Annotated in this window: 16 protein-coding genes, 4 tRNA genes, 1 pseudogene and 1 riboswitch; of the genes and pseudogenes, 2 read left to right on the top strand and 19 right to left on the bottom strand. The window is 44.8% G+C overall.

Translation table 11 applies throughout. The features are described 5' to 3' along the window. Nucleotides 1-23 precede the first annotated feature (23 nt). Both QFZ81_RS01875 and QFZ81_RS01870 read left to right on the top strand, forming a co-directional pair. On the top strand, nucleotides 24-1,193 hold the full coding sequence (locus tag QFZ81_RS01875) for a glycosyltransferase family 2 protein (protein ID WP_307434561.1): 1,170 nt from the start codon (nucleotides 24-26) through the stop codon (nucleotides 1,191-1,193). Continuing rightward, complete coding sequence (locus QFZ81_RS01870) at nucleotides 1,148-2,671, top strand: stalk domain-containing protein (protein WP_307434564.1); 1,524 nt, start codon at nucleotides 1,148-1,150, stop codon at nucleotides 2,669-2,671. Before QFZ81_RS01875 ends, QFZ81_RS01870 begins: the two co-directional genes overlap by 46 nt. Here the strand turns inward: QFZ81_RS01870 and QFZ81_RS01865 are convergent. The 19 genes and pseudogenes from QFZ81_RS01865 to QFZ81_RS01770 form a co-directional block, all read right to left on the bottom strand. Continuing rightward, the gene (locus QFZ81_RS01865) at nucleotides 2,668-3,327 is read right to left on the bottom strand and encodes a hypothetical protein (protein WP_307601234.1); all 660 of its coding nucleotides are present in this window, start codon (nucleotides 3,325-3,327) and stop codon (nucleotides 2,668-2,670) included. The genes QFZ81_RS01870 and QFZ81_RS01865 overlap by 4 nt on opposite strands. A gap of 184 nt (nucleotides 3,328-3,511) precedes the next feature. Continuing rightward, nucleotides 3,512-4,402: a C40 family peptidase gene (locus QFZ81_RS01860; protein WP_307601232.1), complete on the bottom strand. Its 891-nt coding sequence runs from the start codon at nucleotides 4,400-4,402 to the stop codon at nucleotides 3,512-3,514. Between the two features lie 2 nt (nucleotides 4,403-4,404). Continuing rightward, nucleotides 4,405-4,563: riboswitch (cyclic di-AMP (ydaO/yuaA leader) on the bottom strand. A 78-nt stretch (nucleotides 4,564-4,641) separates the two neighbouring features. Continuing rightward, nucleotides 4,642-5,322 carry an MgtC/SapB family protein gene (locus tag QFZ81_RS01855; protein WP_307601230.1) on the bottom strand — a complete coding sequence of 227 codons (681 nt, stop codon included), beginning with the start codon at nucleotides 5,320-5,322 and terminating at the stop codon, nucleotides 4,642-4,644. Nucleotides 5,323-5,395: 73 nt separating this feature from the next. Then, a pseudogene (locus tag QFZ81_RS37195) lies at nucleotides 5,396-6,121 on the bottom strand (glycerophosphodiester phosphodiesterase). Nucleotides 6,122-6,183: 62 nt separating this feature from the next. Further along, the gene (locus QFZ81_RS01840) at nucleotides 6,184-7,554 is read right to left on the bottom strand and encodes an ABC transporter substrate-binding protein (protein WP_307601225.1); all 1,371 of its coding nucleotides are present in this window, start codon (nucleotides 7,552-7,554) and stop codon (nucleotides 6,184-6,186) included. Between the two features lie 77 nt (nucleotides 7,555-7,631). Beyond that, a complete protein-coding gene (locus tag QFZ81_RS01835; protein WP_307434582.1) occupies nucleotides 7,632-8,456 on the bottom strand; it encodes a carbohydrate ABC transporter permease in 825 nt (274 codons plus the stop codon). Continuing rightward, the gene (locus tag QFZ81_RS01830; protein WP_307606811.1) at nucleotides 8,453-9,361 is read right to left on the bottom strand and encodes a carbohydrate ABC transporter permease; all 909 of its coding nucleotides are present in this window, start codon (nucleotides 9,359-9,361) and stop codon (nucleotides 8,453-8,455) included. The genes QFZ81_RS01835 and QFZ81_RS01830 overlap by 4 nt, the downstream gene beginning before the upstream one ends. A gap of 994 nt (nucleotides 9,362-10,355) precedes the next feature. Next, nucleotides 10,356-10,426 (bottom strand) — tRNA-Gly (locus QFZ81_RS01825). Nucleotides 10,427-10,444: 18 nt separating this feature from the next. Continuing rightward, a tRNA-Pro gene (locus QFZ81_RS01820) sits at nucleotides 10,445-10,521 on the bottom strand. Nucleotides 10,522-10,537: 16 nt separating this feature from the next. Further along, nucleotides 10,538-10,614, bottom strand: a tRNA-Arg gene (locus QFZ81_RS01815). 8 nt (nucleotides 10,615-10,622) lie between these two features. After that, nucleotides 10,623-10,697: transfer RNA gene (locus QFZ81_RS01810), tRNA-Gly, on the bottom strand. 102 nt (nucleotides 10,698-10,799) lie between these two features. Then, a complete protein-coding gene (locus QFZ81_RS01805) occupies nucleotides 10,800-11,498 on the bottom strand; it encodes an AIM24 family protein (protein WP_307601223.1) in 699 nt (232 codons plus the stop codon). Between the two features lie 28 nt (nucleotides 11,499-11,526). Then, nucleotides 11,527-12,054, bottom strand: coding sequence for a hypothetical protein (locus QFZ81_RS01800; RefSeq protein WP_307601221.1), 528 nt, complete (start codon nucleotides 12,052-12,054; stop codon nucleotides 11,527-11,529). A gap of 120 nt (nucleotides 12,055-12,174) precedes the next feature. Continuing rightward, nucleotides 12,175-12,684, bottom strand: a complete 510-nt coding sequence (locus QFZ81_RS01795) for a ferritin (protein WP_057307929.1) — start codon at nucleotides 12,682-12,684, stop codon at nucleotides 12,175-12,177. 113 nt (nucleotides 12,685-12,797) lie between these two features. Next, on the bottom strand, nucleotides 12,798-13,049 hold the full coding sequence (locus QFZ81_RS01790) for a DUF1450 domain-containing protein (RefSeq protein ID WP_029197887.1): 252 nt from the start codon (nucleotides 13,047-13,049) through the stop codon (nucleotides 12,798-12,800). 118 nt (nucleotides 13,050-13,167) lie between these two features. Beyond that, nucleotides 13,168-15,741, bottom strand: a complete 2,574-nt coding sequence (locus tag QFZ81_RS01785; protein WP_307601219.1) for a beta-mannosidase — start codon at nucleotides 15,739-15,741, stop codon at nucleotides 13,168-13,170. A gap of 46 nt (nucleotides 15,742-15,787) precedes the next feature. After that, nucleotides 15,788-16,696, bottom strand: coding sequence for an RraA family protein (locus tag QFZ81_RS01780; protein ID WP_307601216.1), 909 nt, complete (start codon nucleotides 16,694-16,696; stop codon nucleotides 15,788-15,790). A 29-nt stretch (nucleotides 16,697-16,725) separates the two neighbouring features. After that, complete coding sequence (locus QFZ81_RS01775) at nucleotides 16,726-18,123, bottom strand: mandelate racemase/muconate lactonizing enzyme family protein (RefSeq protein ID WP_373463621.1); 1,398 nt, start codon at nucleotides 18,121-18,123, stop codon at nucleotides 16,726-16,728. Between the two features lie 40 nt (nucleotides 18,124-18,163). After that, nucleotides 18,164-19,129: a mannonate dehydratase gene (locus QFZ81_RS01770; RefSeq protein WP_307601215.1), complete on the bottom strand. Its 966-nt coding sequence runs from the start codon at nucleotides 19,127-19,129 to the stop codon at nucleotides 18,164-18,166. Nucleotides 19,130-19,162 lie beyond the last annotated feature (33 nt).

Below are 19,162 nucleotides of genomic sequence, written 5' to 3'. Positions count from 1 at the left end.
ATTCTTTCACAAGGAGGCATACCATGTCCACCCTAGGAATTATCGCGATTCTGACCCTCCTCTACTGGCTTTATATCACTTTTGATGTGCATAAAGGCATACATTTACTGCATACACTGCCCAAATCCACGAAGCTCCCGGACAAGCCTCCACTCGTTTCGGTCATTATCGCCGCCAAAGAAGAGGAGAGTACCATCCTAGAAACCGTTCGACATCTACTCACGCAAAATTATCCGCGCCTTGAGATCATCGCCGTCAATGACCGCTCTCAGGACGCTACCGGCGTCCGGCTTGAAGAGCTGCGGAAGTGGTCACAGCACAAAACGGATATTCACACACCGCTGCAAATCATTCACATCACCTCTCTGCCTGAAGGCTGGCTTGGCAAAAATCATGCCCTCTACCAAGGGTATCAGCAAGCGAGAGGCCAATATTTACTTTTTACAGATGCCGATATCATTTTTGCACCAGGAACGATTTCAGATGCGGTTACTTATATGAAGGAACATGACGTACAGCATCTCACGCTGACCCCTAACATGATTGCACGAAGCACACTGCTCAGAGGGTTCGTTCATTTCTTCCTCTTCTCATTTTCCTTATTCGTACGCCCGTGGCGTGCCAACCTTGACAACGCTCGTGAACCGGGCATCGGAATTGGTGCCTTTAACATGGTCAGCCGCAGCGCTTATGAAGCGATTGGCACGCACAAATCGATCGCCCTAAGACCTGATGATGATCTTCAATTAGGCATCTCCCTCAAACGAGCTGGATTTAGGCAGAAGGTTCTGTCTGGCAAACACATCCTTCAAGTCGAATGGTACCGCTCTCTCAAGGAAGCGATCGTCGGCCTGGAGAAAAACCTTTTCTCCGGCTTTCGCTACAGCTACACCATTGCTTTACTGGCTTGTCTGGGTCAGCTTATTTTTTTTATATTCCCTTGGCTCGGTCTTATCTTCTTTTGGGACTGGAGAGGTGCCGTCTATGCTGTCACTGTCATTTTACAAATATGGCTATACCGCAAGCTAATGTTCCGCCTCATGAGCAAACGCGGAGATGAAGCTTTCTTGCTCCCTATCAGCGCTTCCCTGCTCCTCTATACGATTGTCCGCTCCGTTTGGCTAACTTGGAAACAAGGTGGCATCAATTGGAGAGGAACGTTCTACTCCCTGCGCGAATTAAAAAAGAAGTAAATTCAGAAAGGATGATAGCTGCCATGCCTCTTGCGCGTTTCCGCATTCGTACTTACACCGCGATGCTCAGCTGTCTGCTCTTAGCAGACGTTATCTTCCCAGTATCTACTTCTGCACAAGGTACCGTACAAACACAAAGCCGAACGATTGCTCATAATGGCAAGTCGTTTACTGTACAATGGGTCACCATTGATCTCACCGATCCCTACTTGCGCGTTAAGCCTGTTACGGCTGAGGGCGGCATTGGCCATGATGAGTCCTTCTCCTCCATGTTAACGAGAAACCATGCGATTGCAGGGATCAACGGAACTTTTTTTGACGCCTATGAAAAAGATGATACCCAGCGCTACCCGAATGGTTTACTCGTTGGCTCCGGCGAAATCATGCACTCAGGCATTAATCCTGCCTTTCTGGTTCATGCCGACAAAACCGCTAGCTTACAACGAATCCAAACAGAGCACCAAATAAGCGTTACTCATCAGAGCAAAGCCTACACATTCACTGCTTGGGGTGTGAACAAATATTACGGCGATTCCGCCAATGATCAAGTCGTCTGGTACAACCGCGCTTTTGGGCCGACGATCGACTTTCCTAACTCAACCAAAGTTGTTCTCCGCGAGGGCAAAGTTACAGCCGTTACGACGCAGAGTGTCGATATTCCCGAAGATGGGCAGCTGTTCCTACTCGGAAATAGTGCCAACAATAAGACCTACGTGCTGCCTAATATCCATATTGGCGATATGGTGAAGCTGACTTCATCTCTCCATAATCAAGATACCGGAGAAAGCTCTATGCTTACAGCGGTTGATGCCGCTATTGGAGCAGGGCCACATTTGCTAACGAATGGCGCAGTTGATTTGGATACCAAACGGGATGGCTTTACCGATCCCAAAATCACAACAAGTGCGAACGTACGCAGCTTCATTGGGTTAGACGCTTCCCATCAGTTTGTAATGGGGACACTCTCGACTGCTACGATGGCGGATATGGCGCAAGTTCTTCTAAAGCTAGGCTTAACGGATGCAATGAATATGGATGGTGGTGCAAGTTCATCTCTGTATGCGAACGGCTCCATGCTGCGAAGTCCGGGTCGAGCGCTCAGCAACGCACTTGTCGTGGAACGTCTCGATCATCCACAAATCCAATTAGAGGTAAATGGACAATTCGTTTATGAGTTCCGCGGATATTTATTGCAAGAAACAAGTATGGTACCCTTTCGGGGTATTCTAGAAAGAATCGGTGCCAAATTCGAATGGAACGGGACAACACGTACATTAACCGTTCATCATGGTTCTAATAATCTTGAGCTTCGACCGGATCATTCCGTGATGACTGTGAATGGGCAATCGGTCACACTACCTGAAGCACCTACCATAGTAGATGGTCATATTTATATGCCCTTACGAGCCATTATTGAATCCTTAGGCGGACAGATCCAGTGGGATCCACAGCTTTACCGGGTTTCACTTCGCTTTTAGTGCACGCGATTCATTCGTACAATTCGGTAATACAGTTGGCTGCTCACCTCTTGCTCCACTTCCAAATAACCTTCCACATGCACATAATCACCCAATATAAAGGTGGATGCATCGGCAGACCCGGAGTGTGTCAGAAAGAGGAGAGCGGCTTTTTCATTTCCAACCACAAACCCCATTTGCTCATTCACTTGAAACTTATCTAGAACTTTCCCATGGTGAGACCTTGCAATATGATGAAAGCGCCAAGACTGATCCTCTTTTATTAGAAAATAAAGCACGCGATTTCTCTGATTATTACTGAATTCCCTCGTCACACCAATCATGCAAACCTTCTCGCCTATGCTAAGATACTCATCGACAACAAAGGATTTTAATCGCAAGCGATGCACATTTTTCTGCTGAATATAGGCTTCCATCTCTTCAATCGTTCTTTGATCCTTCGGATCCTGTTTCGTTGCGTAAAATACTTCTTTTATAAACGTGTCCGTCTGTAGGCTTCTAGCCCCTTTGAAATGATTATACGTAAGGAAAAATCGATCAATAACTCCCCGAATCTCCTCTGGTATGGCAGGACCTTTTTCCACGATATACATGCTATCTGCTTTATTCGAATGTCTTTTTTTATAAAACCAACTTTTCCAGACACTTAATTGCATGCCGTTCGTGTCACCTGCTTTCTTCCAAACATTTCTTCATTATAGGCTAAAAACCATAAAATTTCGATAAAAATCGCAATATTTCGCGCAAAAAAAAAGAACATCTGCCTTCTATGCTTTCATTCGAAAGATTCATAGAAAACAAATGTTCGATGATTTAATCCTTTTTCATCACATGGCTTATTTACAGAACTCTTTTGGCACCCACATATCTGGATCCCCAGTATGAACTGGCGAGACTATCTATCGTTACACCTCTAGACGTTGTCGCCGAAATGAATTGATCATTCCCCAGATAAATACCAACGTGATTTACACTGCCTGCTGCAAAAAACACCAGATCTCCAACCTTCAAGTCCGTAACTCTGGTTCCTGCTTGATCGTACATTTGAACTGAAGTTCTGGGTAGATCAATGCCTTTAGCTTCGTACAAATAGCGCACAAATCCGGAACAATCAAACCCTCTGGGTGTTGTGCCTCCCCAAACGTATGGCGTACCCATGAACGTATTTGCTGTTTGCACGATTTGATCAGACATGGATGGTTTAGCCACCGCTGCTACCTTCAGAGCTGGTGCTGGTGGCGGTGCAATCCAGGCTGGCATGTGCGACTTGCCATCGACATTCACAATCGCGATACGATTCGCTTCATTCCATTCAATCGGAGAACCGAATGTTTCAGTAATGAATCGCAAGGGTACATACGTATTACCTTGATAAAGCGTCGGACTGCTTTCCAGACTAATCTTCTTGCTGTTCACAATCGCTTGCTTCTCGTCGGTTGTCAGTTGAATCGTCTGCTGCTTGTTCATCAACGTGACCACTATGTCGCTTTCTTGCTTCGCCCAGCCTACTTGATAACCCAATTTCTCAGATAGTACTCGCAGAGGAACTTGCAGCGTTCCTGCGTTGTCAATAAATGGCTGTACTTCTGGGAACTGAATCAACTCATCGTTGACCTGGACTTTCACAGTGGATGCTGATGATGCGGCTTGAACCGAGGGAGCTGAAAACAGAGATACTGCTGCACAAACAAGTGCGCATGAACAAATAAAGCTTTTTGTAAAAAGTTTCAAAAATTGTTCCTCCTTGAAGCCTCCGAGGTTAGTTGACGGGTTCGGGAAGAGGTTTCCCTAGCGCGCTCAGTTTATTAAACAGCTGAGCATTCATTCACCCCAAATAAAGAAGTCCCCCGTACCAGAGCTTTTGCTGCTCCGAGATTCGGCATTTTTTGTCTATGTTAGACTAGCATAGTTGGTCTATTAGTTTCAACTTTTGCATAGTGGTAATAGTTTCCACAAGAAAGTCTCTCGTATTAATTGCTTATCGTTTCAACTTCGGCTGCGAGCACATATTTGATCTTCTTGATTTTGGTGTAAACCGTTGTCGTACGATGTTTGTCTGCTGTGGAAATGACCAACTGAATTTGTTGATTCTCGTTCAAGTCCTTAATTTTGATATGCTTCACCTTCATGTATTCTGCGCTGATTTGATCGATAAGTGTGGACATGTCCCCTTCAGGACTGAATATTATATTGATCGCCAAGTCCTTCTCCCTCAGCTTTTGTGGGCCAAGCAGCTTGATAAAAATCGGAAACAGATTGATAGCGAAAATAATAAGAATAACAGCCAAAGTCGCTTCTTGATAAAATCCTGCTCCCGTTGCGATGCCAAGAGCGGAAGCCGCCCATACCAATGCCGCGGTCGTAAGTCCAGAAATAATCTCATTACTTCGTCTTAAAATAACGCCAGCCCCGATAAAGCCTACTCCGCTAATAATTTGAGCCGCTAGCCTCATAGGATCCATATTCGTATATCCAGGGATGGAGTACTTTTGAACGGCTCCTATCGATACAATAGTGATTAAGCAGCTAGCCACCGAAATCACCATACTCGTTTTCATACCCAATGGTTTATGCTTCAGTTGACGGTCAATCCCAATCAACAGACCTAATAACAGCGCCATCCCTAGTTTCTCCAAAACAAGAAGACTCATTTCATGTCCCCATTCCTAAAGATAAAATGAAAGGTAAAGCCCCGGAAACCGGGGCTTTTCGCATAGAAATTTTTCACTTGGAATCCTGCGTTTGCAACAAATCTTTTAATCTTCCTGGGAAGTCTGTAATGATACCCGAAACCCCAAGCCCAGTTAGATGCAGCAGATCATTTACTTCATTTGCCGTATAAGGGTAGACATAAAGCCCGCTCTTTGTCGCCTTCAGCACATCCTCGGCATCCAACATTTGAAAGTAAGGATGAAGCGAGTACACCTCCACATCAAAACTGCGTGCGTATGCGGTAGGATCAAGCAATTTGGATTGATACAAAAGACCGATCTTGGCTTCCGGTTCCGTTTGTTTGATCCTTCAGACACACTTATGGTCGAATGATGAAACGATGACATTATTCAAACGGTTACGCCTGCGCAGAAATTCAACTATCTTATGCTCCATTCTGCCATCGTAGGAGTATTTGATTTCCACGTTAATCATAATGTTATCGGGTACAAGATCAAAGACTTCGTCCAAAGTAGGTACGGTCTCCCCTTTGAACTCATCGCCAAACCAAAGACCAGCATCATAGGTTTTGATTTCCAATAAACTTTTCTCCACTATTAGGCCTTTCCCGTTTGTAGTCCGATCTAGCGTCATATCATGACACACGACGATTTCCTCGTCAGCGGTTAAATGAACGTCAAGCTCAATCCCTTCGCATCCCTGGCTTAACCCAAGCCGGAAGGCAGCAAGCGTATTTTCTGGGGCCATTCCTTTGGCCCCACGATGTGCAATAATCATCGGTTTATTACTAAGCATTCCTGTTTCCTTTCCGGCTAGTGGACTCAAGCCTTTTTACATCATTATTTGACTGTTTTGTTATAAGTTTGAATCTTCGAAGTGATCTCTTTTTCGGCGGCATCCAATGCTTCCTTCGGAGTCTTCTTGTTGTTAAGCACTTCTTCGATCGCCCCTTCAACAATTTGTCTTGCTTCAGGGAATACACCCATTACCGCGCCCTGCGTAGATGTGTTTAACTTCGTTTGGTGCAGTTGATCAATCGCCGTCTGGAATTGAGGGAACTTTTTCAGGTTTTCCTTTACAAGGTCTTCGTCATAGGCTTTTTTGGTAATCGGGAAGTACCCCGTATTGACGTGCCAGTAAGCCTGCTCCTTAGGTGTAGTCAGAAATTTGATGAAATCCCAAGTGGATTTCTGCTCATCATCTGGGCGGTTATTCATGACCCATAAGCTGGCTCCGCCGACAATAACACCACCTTCTTTCGCATCTGCCGGCTTCGGCAAGAAGCTGGTTCCCACTTCGAATTTACCGCTGGCGCTGTCAACAAGACCCTTAAGCGCCGCTGTGGATTCCAGAATCATACCTACCTGACCTGCGGAAAATGCTTTTTTGGAATCGTCTGTTTTGCGTCCCAGATTGTTAGCCGCTTTGGTGTCAATAAGATCCTTCCACCAAGTCAGTACCTTCACACCTGGCTCCGTGTTCACCTGCGATTGGGTTGCATTAGAGGTGCGACCGTTTCCGTTGTTTACGTATTCGGCGCCTTGATTGGCAAAGAGCTGCTCCATGAACCAGCCATAAATCGCAAAGTTTGCCCCGGTAGCTTTACCTGATTTGGTAATGGCATCTGCAGCAACTTTCAATTCCTCGAATGTTTTTGGAGGTTTCGCAGGATCTAGACCAGCTGCTTTAAACAAATCTTTATTATAATAAAGAACCGGATTCGACGTGTTGAACGGCATCGAGTAAAGTTTGCCACCTAAAGTATAGTAACCGGCAATGTTCGGCTCCAGCTGTGTCAAATCCCACTTATCCGCATCAATGAAGTTTTGCATGGGTGTAATTGCTTTGGAATCAATCATGAAGCGGCTGCCGATCTCATACATCTGGACGACCGAAGGGCCTTCGCTTGTACCCATCGACGCCTTTAATTTGCTAAGCAGGTCGTCGTAATTTCCTTGGTACACCGCTTCTACCTTGATTTTATTCTGAGAAGCATTATAATCGGCGACCAGTTGATCAACAACTTTCGTATTTGCTCCACCCATCGCATGCCAGAAAATGACTTTCTTAGGTCCGCTTGCCTCAATTGCTCCAGATTTCGTTGCTTCTGGTTTCTTGCTTTCTGTACTTTCCCCCATATTTACGCTGCATGCCGCAAGGAAAACCATCGATGCCGTTAAAACTAAACCCGTTAACTTTTTTTTCCCCATTGTCTCTATCTCTCCTCGCTCAAAGTGGATACATATATATGATAAGCCTGTTAGGTAACAGACGGATCATCGCTCGCTTAACCTTTAACAGCACCCGCGGTAATTCCACGTACTAATTGTTTCACACCTAAAGCCAATAAAAGGAAAGAAGGAAGCAGAACGATCGTAACTCCCGCCAAAATCAAATTCCACGACATGACTTCCGCATGCTGCAGCATAGAAACCCCGATTTGCACCGTTCTCATGGACGCCCTATTTGTAATTAACAGGGGCCATAAATAGTGGTTCCAGTGCGTAAGGAAGACATAAACCCCCAAAGTAGACAGCGCAGGACGGGATAGCGGAAGTACGATAGAGAAAAAATTCCGGAGATGCCCGCATCCGTCGATTTTTGCCGCATCAAACAGCTCATTAGGCAGCTGAAGGAAAAACTGGCGAAGCAGGAAAACCCCGAAAGCTCCCGCCATAAAGGGAACGATCAGCCCCTGGTAGCTGTCCATCCATCCCCAATTTTTGATGGTCAAATAATTAGGAATAATGGTGACTTCCCATGGAATCATCATGGTCGAAAGAAAAACGGCGAACAATACTTTCTTTCCTTTGAAATTCAGGAACGAAAAAGCGTAAGCGGCCAAACTGGACGTGATAACCTGACTTACCGTAATCCCCGAAGATACAATAAAGCTGTTCAGGATAAAGCGCACGATTGGAAAGCCCGAAATAGCGTTCTTGAAGTTCTCAAGATACAACTGAGAAGGAAATAATGGCGGTGGGAAGTTAGAAACTTCCTTCTCTGTCATAAACGATGAGGATACCGTAAATAAAAGCGGATACAAAACGACAAGGGCCAGCACAAGCAGCAACAAGTAATTCAGGGTGGGTGCGATCCTTTTCGCGATCATTGATAATGCACCTTCTTTTCTAAAACTTTAAACTGCACCACAGTCAAAATCATGATAATCACAAAGAGAACCAAAGCCTGAGCACTTCCGATTCCGAAACGGAAATTAACGAAAGCGTCCTGATAGATGGAATACACGATCACATTGGTCGAATTCATCGGACCACCTTTTGTCAAAATATGAATCTGTCCAAAGGCTTGGAAGGCTCCGATCACTGACACAATAAGGGCAAAAAATATCGTGGGCGACAAAAGCGGAAGAACGATTTGGATAAATGTCCGTGTTGGGCCTGAACCATCAATTTTAGCGCTTTCATAAATTTCTTCCGGAACCCCTTGAAGACCACTGGATAGCACAATGAACAGAAATCCCATATTCATCCATATCGTCAACAGGGAGATCGAAACCAGTGCCCACGAAGGGCTCGTTAACCAAGGGATCGGTTCAATATGTGCAATGCTTAGAAAGTAATTCAGCATCCCTGCTGTCGGATGGAACAGCAAGAACCAGATAATCGACCCCGTACCTACCGATATGACGATAGGCAGAGAAAATATGAACTGGAATACTTTCATGCCCCGCAGTTTGTTGTGGGTGATCGCTGCCAAAAATAAGGACCATACGATTGAGGTAGGTACCGTAAACAAGATAAACAACAACGTCACTTTTAAATTCGAATAAAACTGTCCCGATGCAAGTAAATCGATAAAATTATCAAGCCCGACAAATTCAACGACCCTACCGCGAGGGTCCGTGAGCGTCATACTCAGGTAGACTGATTTGACCATCGGATAAAAAAGGAATGCAGCAAACAAGACTAAGGAAGGTGCCAGAAATAAATAAGCTAATATGTTCTCCTCCCACTTCTTTTTCCTTGCTGATACACTTTCAGTTGTCTCTTGAATTAAAGCGCTTTCATTTACTAACAAAATAGCATCCCCCTCTCTTTCAAAAAGTTACATTTTCACGCTAAGGGCATTCGGTTTCCCTGTATCGCTTTTCGTAACTCGTTAATTTCCGTCTCGCACATTCGGAGGAAACGGGTGAAAAGAGCGAAAAAAAACACATAAACTGACATGCCCTTTTGACATGCAATCTACGTGAATCTCCTTGTCTCCATCACAATTATTAACTTGTTCACATCATACACGCTAGTAACGGATACTGTCAACCAATATTTTCCATGAGTTATCATTTATTTGATTAGAGCACATGCTACCCAATATTCTTCGAGCAGAAGCAGTGAGAATTCATGCACGCATCCCCTTCTTCCTTCACGGATCATAAGAAAACGGCTTACGCCATCCTTGATTGAGAGAGTTTATAAAGGTTGATGCAAAGCAATCTACGCCTAATTAATGTCGTGCTGAAACATTCGCATACTTATCCCTGTAAAGTTGTACTTTGTACAACTTTAAGCAAGCTAATCCGTGTTTTCCAACCGAATGTTGCAAAAAATACAACACTTTTAGCCTAAAGCAGCTCTATAGCCAATAAAAAGGATAAATTGTTGTAGCACATACAACATTCTGAGCTGTCCAAGCAGAAATCAAGGAAATTGTTGTACGCAGTACAACTTGTCTTCCCAATTCTCTATTTCTTAAAAAAATCAGAAACAAAGCGCTAGAAAAGAATAGTTAGCTTCGTCGCTTTACCCCTAACCAATAATACTGTAAAAAAAGACCACCCGAAGGTGGTCTTTTTCTGTGAAGCGGGCGGCGGGAATACTCCAAATTCTTATTTAAAATGCTTCCTACGGAAGCGGCTAGTAGTAAATTGGGACGCGCGTCCTACTTGGGTATATTCTATGATGTCTTCACGGACGGTCGAACCCATACGGCTTCTCTTCCTTTTCCGTTCAAACGAAAAAGATCACCCGAAGGTGATCTTTTCCTGTGAAGCGGGCGGCGGGAATCGAACCCGCGCGATCAGCTTGGAAGGCTGAAGTTCTACCATTAAACTACGCCCGCGTATTATAAAGGGATTGATGGTCGGGACGACACGATTTGAACATGCGACCCCCTGCTCCCAAAGCAGGTGCTCTACCAAGCTGAGCTACGTCCCGATGCGTTTTATGAAAATGGCGCGCCCTGAGAGATTCGAACTCCCGACCTTTTGATTCGTAGTCAAATACTCTATCCAGCTGAGCTAAGGGCGCAAATTAATTGGAGCGGAAGACGGGGATCGAACCCGCGACCCTCGCCTTGGCAAGGCGATGCTCTACCGCTGAGCCACTTCCGCATCGTATAATTGCATGTCATTCTCGCTTACGTTTCTCCGAGGCGACAAGGAATAATATATCAGGAATTAAAGACAAATGCAAATGTTTTTTATATCCATTTTTTATTTGATGAAAATACCGCCAAACGGCAGTACTTCTTTGGCTATGCGACGCAATAGACTGTCATTTCTCATATGCTCATCCAATTTGCGATCTGGCTTACAGGGCTGCATGAGAACATGACCTTGCCCCGTCATTTCCCAATGATAATTCATATGCTGACTGGCCAGTGTATTGCCGTACACACACAGACGCAGCTGAGCATTACGCGGATAGGCAACAAGGCAGTTTATATCGACATATAAAGGCTGCTTAACATCCAGTGCCATTTGGTAAATCGGTCCTGCAGTCAGAAGTCCTAGTTTGCCTGGACCTTTAAACTGCATTTTCACAAGATCCTGCGTAATCAGTGTATTCTTAACATTTTGCAGATGAGAAGTGTAGCTGACTCCCTCAGTATAAAACAAAACATGTCGAAATTCATACAGAAGATCATCATCCGCTCCTATAAGTATTACAGCCATGCTATACCCTTCAGGGAGCCCTAGCATTACATTGGCAGGACCATGCAGCCGTGACTGGACAAAACGCCTCTTCCTATACATACTAGGCAGCTTCATTAACGAATCTTCTCTCTGCTCAGACTTCCCTTGGAAAGCAACAATTTGGTTCGGATGCAGCACATGAACAGACTCACCCTGTTCGATGCACATTGTAGCTATCTTTGCATGTGAGCTTACTTCTTCGAAAGATACCTCCATACACACCGACCTCCTCGTAAGACTACCTCTATCTCATTCCGCGCTTTTGCCTCCTCCAGACAATGAATCGAAACACGCGGCCCAGCACAAAATAAAAAAGAACCAGCAAAACAGCCGTCACAGCCATATAGGTTAATTTCCGATTTCGCTTTTCTTTATCTAGGGCTACTTGTTCCATGGCCTTCAAGCGTTCTTGCAATTGTTCATTTTCCCTTTTAAGAGTTTCGTTTTGCCCAAGAAGCCGTTCCTCAGTTTCTTCCGAATGCCGTATGGCTTCGGAAAGCTTGTCCTTCTGATCCTCTAATTGCTGCTTCGTAGTCTCATAGTCCTTCTGAATTTGTTCCACATTCTCTGGCAGTTGATATATGTCTTTCACCCGATCCAACCATGAGGCTTGGACAGCAGAAGCTGGATACATAATGGCCATTAAGATCACAAGTACGCCTAGACCTTTACCGATGCTGTAGGAAAGCTTGTAAAGTGCTTCAGTGGCATTTGAGAAGGCTATGCCGTCCGGATCCCCTTGACCTTGAATCGTGACATACCAGATAGGCACAAATTCGAGCGATTGCGGGTTCGCGGGAGCTGCTGCATGTGTCAGCAGACATAAAAAAACTTACCCTTCGCCAAATTTCGCGAAACAGGTAAGTCTCATCCTCATAAAAGTCGTATGTAATTATACCGCTGCTGGTGGCGTGAATGAACGCTGAGCAAATTCAGCATCTAACATGTAGAAAGCGTTACTGTCTTTATCAATTCGTTTCAATTTATTAATAATGCTGTCGAACATTGCTTCTTCCTCTACCTGCTCATCAATGAACCATTTCAAGAACTGCATAGTCGCATGTTCTCTATCGTTCAATGCCAAATCTGATAGATGATAAATACGTCTTGTTACTTCTTGCTCATGTTGATAAGCATGTTCAAAAGCATCTAGGATCGATTTGTACTCATTCACAGGCGTATCCATACCAGCAAAGCTAACCTTTTTTCCACGATCATTTATGAATTTGAAAATTTTCATCGCATGGAATTTCTCTTCTTCAGCTTGTACAATAAAAAAGTTTGAAAAGCCGTCTAAGCTTTCCGCAGCACAATAACCAGCAATAGCCAAGTAGACGTGCGCGGAGTAAAACTCATAGTTCATCTGCTCATTGAGCGCTTCTGTAAGTGTATCATTTAACATAGATGCACACACCTTTCTGTATGGTTATCTCTTACGTATTCCCCATACATACAAGATTACCAGAACTCCGCATACAAATACAAACGGAAGTAACAATTTAAGAAGGGTTAAGTTCAAGCCATCACGCTTTCTGCCCTGGATTCAGCTATAATTTGTTTGATCTGAGCATAAAGTAAGTCAGGCGATGCTGCACACAACAGCTCCTTTTTACCGATCATGGCGATACATTCTTTCTTACAATGCTTACAATTACCTAAGCAGTCCTTCTTCTTCTGCTTCAGGTCCGGATATTCGTTTTTCAAGGACTTATATATTTGTTTGGATCCGAATTTCTCATTTCTACAGCAGTATTTAATCGTTTTCAATTCGATCTCTCCCCGCCATCGTCATTTACTACTATCATTGATATTAGTGATAATAATAATCAATGTCAACTGAAATATAAAGTTGCTTGTCCATAGAACGCAAAAAACTCAATAGCCGCTAGGCCATTGAGTTTTTTAAATCTTTAGAATGACGAGTAACACAGTCTATCATTGAACAGGTTTCTAAATGTGCAGGTGCAGAGAAGACAAAAGGTGTGCGACCCGCACTCCGGGCCATAAAGGTAACTGTCTTAGGGCGATTCGGAATTAAATCAAAATAGTTATCATCAAATATGCCCTCTGTCGACGTAGATATTCGTACTTGTTTGGCCAACGTATCTGTTTCCAATACAAACCGGGTTCCCCCGCTTCCTTCCACCTCGGTTATTTGAATGGTTGGGTCAGCTAGTTTCATTTCCTTAAATGGCACCAAATAATGTTCGCAGCTTCCGATGACGGTTCCATCCTTCTCCAACTGTACAACGAGCAGAACGGATGTCTCATCGTTTCCTGCCAGCAACTCTTCTTTGTTCACCGAGATGGCTTTAACGCCTGATAAAGCATCTACCTCAACCAGCCCCACGCAGCACCATATAACATTTCCAGAAAAATCTAATAACTCGATCCTAAGCGTTCCGTGAATCGGAGATCGCATATCGGAAATAATGTAAACATCGAGGCGGCTTTCATCTGTATCATCCACCGAGAGAAGTACATCGCTGAAGCTGCGCCGTGCATAATATTGCAAGGCTTTCCATCTGCCATAGTAATCCATCCCAGCCCATGAGGCCACAGGCCAGCAGTCATTCATCTGCCAATATAGAGAACCCATACAGTATGGCTTACGGCGTCGATGCGCTTCAATGGCAGTTTTCATCGCCTCCGCCTGCAATACCTGACTCATATATAGAAAGGATGGGAAATCTTTCGGTTCCCTCATATAGATGTCCATGTATTCCTTAATTAATTGATTGCCAAGTTTGTGCTTCTGATGTGCCAGCATGACTTCAGATTCTAACGCCATATCTGTTTCCTCGGCATAGGTCTTAACCGACTCGTATTCCGGGAACGACTGGAAACCATATTCGCTCATAAAACGTCCAACATGCGCATTATACTTTTCAAAGGGCTCTACAGAATGCCATACGCCCCAGTAGTGTATATCCCCAGAGGATGAATTCTGGTGAGCATGTTGATCCTCATTCCCCTTAAGCCCACACATAGGTGAAGAAGGCCAGTATGAAATATCCGGAGCCAATCGGTTAACTGCTTCAGGTAAAATCATATGAAAAATTTGCTCATAGTCATGCCAAATACGGTCCCGCTGCTCGGTGCTGTAAAGCTTTTTCCATCCCCAGCCAGCTTGCTCATCATAATGTGACCACGCCGTATCGATTTCATTGTTTCCACACCACAACGCAATACAAGCATAGTTTCGGAGACGTTTAATGTTCTCCTCAGCTTCTAACTTAACATTGAGTAAAAATGCTTCGTCACCAGGATACATACTGCAGGCAAACATAAAGTCCTGCCACACTAGAAGTCCGTACTCATCACAAAGCTCATAAAACATGTCCTGCTCATAGATCCCGCCGCCCCAAACCCGAAGCATGTTCATATTGGAGGCTGCCGCTGTGGCAATTTCATGTCTATAGGTTTCGTAAGTAACTTCTGTTAAAAAGCTGTCATTCGGTATATGATTGGCACCCTTGGCAAACACCGCTACGCCATTTAATTCGATATAAAATGAGGTTCCATCGTCATCTTGATTCGTCACCAGTTTAACGGTTCGAAGTCCGGTTCTAATACTTTTCTGTGCTGCAGAACCCCTCAATCCTATTAATTCCACTTTAAAGCTATATAAATCCGGCTCTCCTAGCCCTCTGCACCACCACAAGCGGGGTTGATAGATAGACAAATTCAGCTCGACATGATTAATTCCACTTACGAGATCTACTTTCTTTGTCCAACTGAGAGATTCCGTGAAAACATGTAGTGATCCTTCCCATGCTTCTGTAACCTCCATTTCCAGAACAGCAGTAAGTTTGGCGATTAAAGGAGTAACTTCATCTTGCCTGATATATACATCGGTAATTCGGCATTCCGACCAGCCTTCGAGCCTTACTTCACGCCATATCCCGCTTGTTACAAAGCGCGGACCCCAGTCCCATCCGTAATGATGAGGCGCCTTGCGAGCGAAGACACTAATCTTCTTGTCACCGAGGCCGCCTACATCCGACTGATCGTTTGCTGCAGGCAGTCCGTAACCCAGCCTCGAAAGCTTCGGTAAATCTTCATGAATCGGCGATCGGAAATGAACAGTCAGCTTGTTATCGCGATCGGTGAGCCATTGCTTCACATCAACTCTCCAGCTGCGGAACATGTTATCCGCTGAGAGAATGTGCCGATCATTCACATATACGTCTGCGTACGTATCTAATCCGTCAAATACTAGTTCCAGATGTGAGTTGGATTTCAGCTCCTCTGAAACATCGAAATAGCATTGATACACCCAATCTTTTTTGTCGATCCACTGCAGTTCGCTCTCATTCTTTCCATAAAACGGATTCGGAATAATGCCGTTATGATATAGATCCATATGGACACAACCAGGAACTTTAGCCGGCATCCAGTTATTTTCGTCATAAGCTTTAAACGTCCACTCTTTCCATACATTTGCTGTTTCGCTCATCCTGTCCTCCACATAAGCGGTGCTATCGAAAACCCGCTTTTATAATCTATAATCGAACATCGTTAGTGTTCGTGCCCTTACTTTCTTTCAGTCTCGCTTCTTCTATCTCATGTTCCCAATTCAGATGCCGGTATTCGGCCGTTTCATCAGAGGCGTCAAACCAATCCCTAAAGTCCTGCCAAAGAGCCGGTGTCCACATCCCATCGATTTGAGCTGTTGTATAGATTCCCTCATTCAGCCTTATAAAGCCGAAGACGTCGCGCACTTGCGATTTTTCTGCAAGCTTGACCGTCGTCTCAGCCAAATGCGGAGGAATAAAGATAACTCCAGATGGGGTTCCGAGTACAACATCACCCGGGAGGCATACAGCTCTTCCGATCCGGCATGGCACATTCATGCCGACCATTGTCACATCCTCGATAGCAGTTGGATCGCTTCCTCGATAATAAACATTGATTCCCTCAATTTTGACGACCTGCTGATTATCACGAATGCCTCCCCATATGACAGCACCGCCTCGCTTTGTGCGAGCAGATATGGCTGTTGATAGATTTCCGCCCACGAATGTTCCTTTGTAGACCTTATCGAACATGTCGACTACGGCCACATCATCCTCTTCCAGACAATCGATAATCCATTGATTGAAGAAGCCTTTTCTATTCTCTTGTTCATGTCCATAATTTAGGAGTGTATGATGCAAATCAGGCCGTAGAGGCAATAATACCGAAGTCACGGCACGTCCTACCATAACTTGTTCAGGATGAATAATCTTGAAATCCCCTTCAAATTGAAACTTGTAGCCGCTGTTCCACAGGGGGCCCCATGCTTCCTCCAACGTAATGCGGCGCATACGACGCAATACATCGTCGGGTACTTTTGGACGTCCATTTGGGAATCGTTCCCCTTCCCATAACGGCGTAAGTTGGATGATGTCTTCAGCATTATCGAATTTCATGAGTTATTCCTCCTGCGTTTTCGATTTTGTCAGCTCCATATGCGGTCGTTCGACCAACGATGATTCCATTCATCCGTCGAAACCCATAAACCTTGATCTTCTGGATGCAAATGCTGCGCAATCACTTCGTCATTAAGCTCCTCAATACCGAGACCGGGAGCATCCGGCACGGTGATGAATCCATTCTGAACGAGCGGTTTCGTCACATAGCTAGAAATGATGAGATCATCCCACCACGACACATCATCGGAGTGGAATTCCAAGGCAAGGAAATTCTCCGTTGCAGCAGCCACATGTGCAGCCGCTAGACAGGCAATTGGGCTTTCAGCCATATGAATCGCCATCGCTACGCCATATTCTTGCGCCATATCGCCAATTTTCTTCGTCTCTAGTATTCCACCAGCCGTTAGCACATCCGGATGAATGACGGATACTCCGCCAGCTTCAATGAGCGGTCTGAAATTTTCTTTTAAATAAATGTCCTCACCCGTACAAATCGGTGTTGTGACACTACTCGCTAGCTTGGCGTACTGCTGTGTATACGTCCATGGAATCATATCCTCCATCCAAGCCAGGTTGAACTTATCGATCCGACGCCCAAGTTTAATACAATCTTCAACACCGATATGTCCAAAATGATCAATAGCAAGGGGAACTTCATACCCGATAACGGATCGAACATCCGCTACATATTGTTCCAGCATATCGAGCCCCTTTTCTGTCACATGGATGCCTGTAAAAGGATGCGCGATATTGTACATATCATACACTCGGTTGCGCAGCGCTCTTTCTTCGGATTGTGACAGGCTTCCGGGCTGGCGTTTCCACCAGGAGCGCGATAGACTCTGCATGTCTTCTAGGAATCCAAGAGGCGCGCTTAAGGTACCCGGCTCATGAATAATTTGATTGATGCCAAGATCCATTTTCAAAAATGTATATCCTTTATTCATTCTTTCTTTCAACGCTAATCCCATCGCATGACCAGTGTCTCTGCCGTTCACGTCCGTATCGCAGTACATTCGAATATTATCGCGAAATTTGCCGCCCAGCATTTGATAGACAGGAATTTGATAGGCCTTTCCTGCCAAATCCCATAGCGCAATCTCCAACCCGCTGACGCCCCCTCCCTGACGAGCATGGCCTCCGAATTGCTTAATACGACGGAACAATTTATCAATATGACAGGGATTCTCACCTAGCAATCGACTCTTCAACATCTGAGCGTACACTTTATCCGCACCATCACGAACTTCTCCATAACCAACCAAACCTTGGTTGGTATACACCTTAATTAGGCTGCAATGCATCGGTGCGCTGACAATATCGGCAAAGCGGATATCAACGATCCTCAGCTCAGATGGATTTGAATGCCCGTTAACGTGGGCTAAAGTGCTTTCATAGGTATCTGGTCTCAGAATGATCCTCAATCCTTTCTTTACTGTAAATAAATTGCTTCTACCGTTAACATCAATTGTTTGAGGCTGCTGCCTCCATCAAGCCCTTCATGTAACCAACCCCAAACAAACGGCCCAAAAGCTCGTAACCCGGATTCTTATTATCCTCTCCTGCCATTGTAGGCACATGATCGGGCCTTGCAGGGCCTTGATAGCCGTATTTATAGTAAAGCTTCATGGCTGCGAACATATCCGTTTTGCCGTCATCATGAAATGTTTCCTCGAAACGTTCCGCATTGCCCTTCACATCGCGAAAATGCACAAAAAATATTTTATTCTGTTCTGCAAAGTGACTGATGACAGACGGAATATGCTCACCAGCTGTAGCTAATGTCCCTTGACATAAAGTAATCCCGCTATATTCGCTTGGAACTAAATCGATTGCCCTCTGCAGTGCATTAGCGCTCGTCAATATACGTGAAACTCCGCGAATTGGTGAAATTGGCGGATCATCCGGGTGTAGAGCAAGCTTCACCTTGGCTTTCTCAGCAGTTGGCACAATTTTCTCCAGATAGTATTTAAGATTGTCCCAGAGCCGATCTTCCTCCACGATACCTGCCTCCGTCAAAGGTGCATCTTTCATCAAAGAATGATCATAACCGGATACAAGGGCTTCTCCACGTGTACGAATGCTCGTTGATGTGCGGAACCAGCCAAACTGCGCCATAAAATTGTAGCAAAGGACAGGTATGCCAAGAGCACCCATGTTCGTAATCAACGTTTGCATGACGGCAATCTCTTCATCCCGCCCAGGTAACCCTAATTTAATTAAATTCGTCGAAGGAGCCGATTCAATAACCGCTAATACGATACCGTTGTTCTCGAATCTTTGCTTCATTAGAAGCAGATTATGATAATCCCACGGTTTCATACCGTTAAGTTCTCGGGGCAATGGACCCACCGCATAATTCACGCCCATTTGTTTGGCAAGCGACCAAAGCTGATCAGGTTCTGATGAAAAAAATTCAGCTAATTGCATGCTAACATGACCTCCCCCAATATTGAGCCACTT

This window comes from Paenibacillus sp. V4I9 (assembly GCF_030817295.1).
Taxonomy (GTDB): domain Bacteria; phylum Bacillota; class Bacilli; order Paenibacillales; family NBRC-103111; genus Paenibacillus_E.
This window is presented reverse-complemented; position numbering and strand designations above follow the sequence as displayed.

Excerpts from the sequence above, each read along its gene's own strand:
- QFZ81_RS01875 (WP_307434561.1), top strand. The coding sequence starts at position 24 with ATGTCCACCCTAGGAATTATCGCGATTCTGACCCTCCTCTACTGGCTT.
- QFZ81_RS01865 (WP_307601234.1), bottom strand. The coding sequence starts at position 3,327 with ATGCAATTAAGTGTCTGGAAAAGTTGGTTTTATAAAAAAAGACATTCG.
- QFZ81_RS01855 (WP_307601230.1), bottom strand. The coding sequence starts at position 5,322 with ATGAGTCTTCTTGTTTTGGAGAAACTAGGGATGGCGCTGTTATTAGGT.
- QFZ81_RS01840 (WP_307601225.1), bottom strand. The coding sequence starts at position 7,554 with ATGGGGAAAAAAAAGTTAACGGGTTTAGTTTTAACGGCATCGATGGTT.
- QFZ81_RS01835 (WP_307434582.1), bottom strand. The coding sequence starts at position 8,456 with ATGATCGCGAAAAGGATCGCACCCACCCTGAATTACTTGTTGCTGCTT.
- QFZ81_RS01805 (WP_307601223.1), bottom strand. The coding sequence starts at position 11,498 with ATGGAGGTATCTTTCGAAGAAGTAAGCTCACATGCAAAGATAGCTACA.
- QFZ81_RS01795 (WP_057307929.1), bottom strand. The coding sequence starts at position 12,684 with ATGTTAAATGATACACTTACAGAAGCGCTCAATGAGCAGATGAACTAT.
- QFZ81_RS01785 (WP_307601219.1), bottom strand. The coding sequence starts at position 15,741 with ATGAGCGAAACAGCAAATGTATGGAAAGAGTGGACGTTTAAAGCTTAT.
- QFZ81_RS01780 (WP_307601216.1), bottom strand. The coding sequence starts at position 16,696 with ATGAAATTCGATAATGCTGAAGACATCATCCAACTTACGCCGTTATGG.
- QFZ81_RS01770 (WP_307601215.1), bottom strand. The coding sequence starts at position 19,129 with ATGCAATTAGCTGAATTTTTTTCATCAGAACCTGATCAGCTTTGGTCG.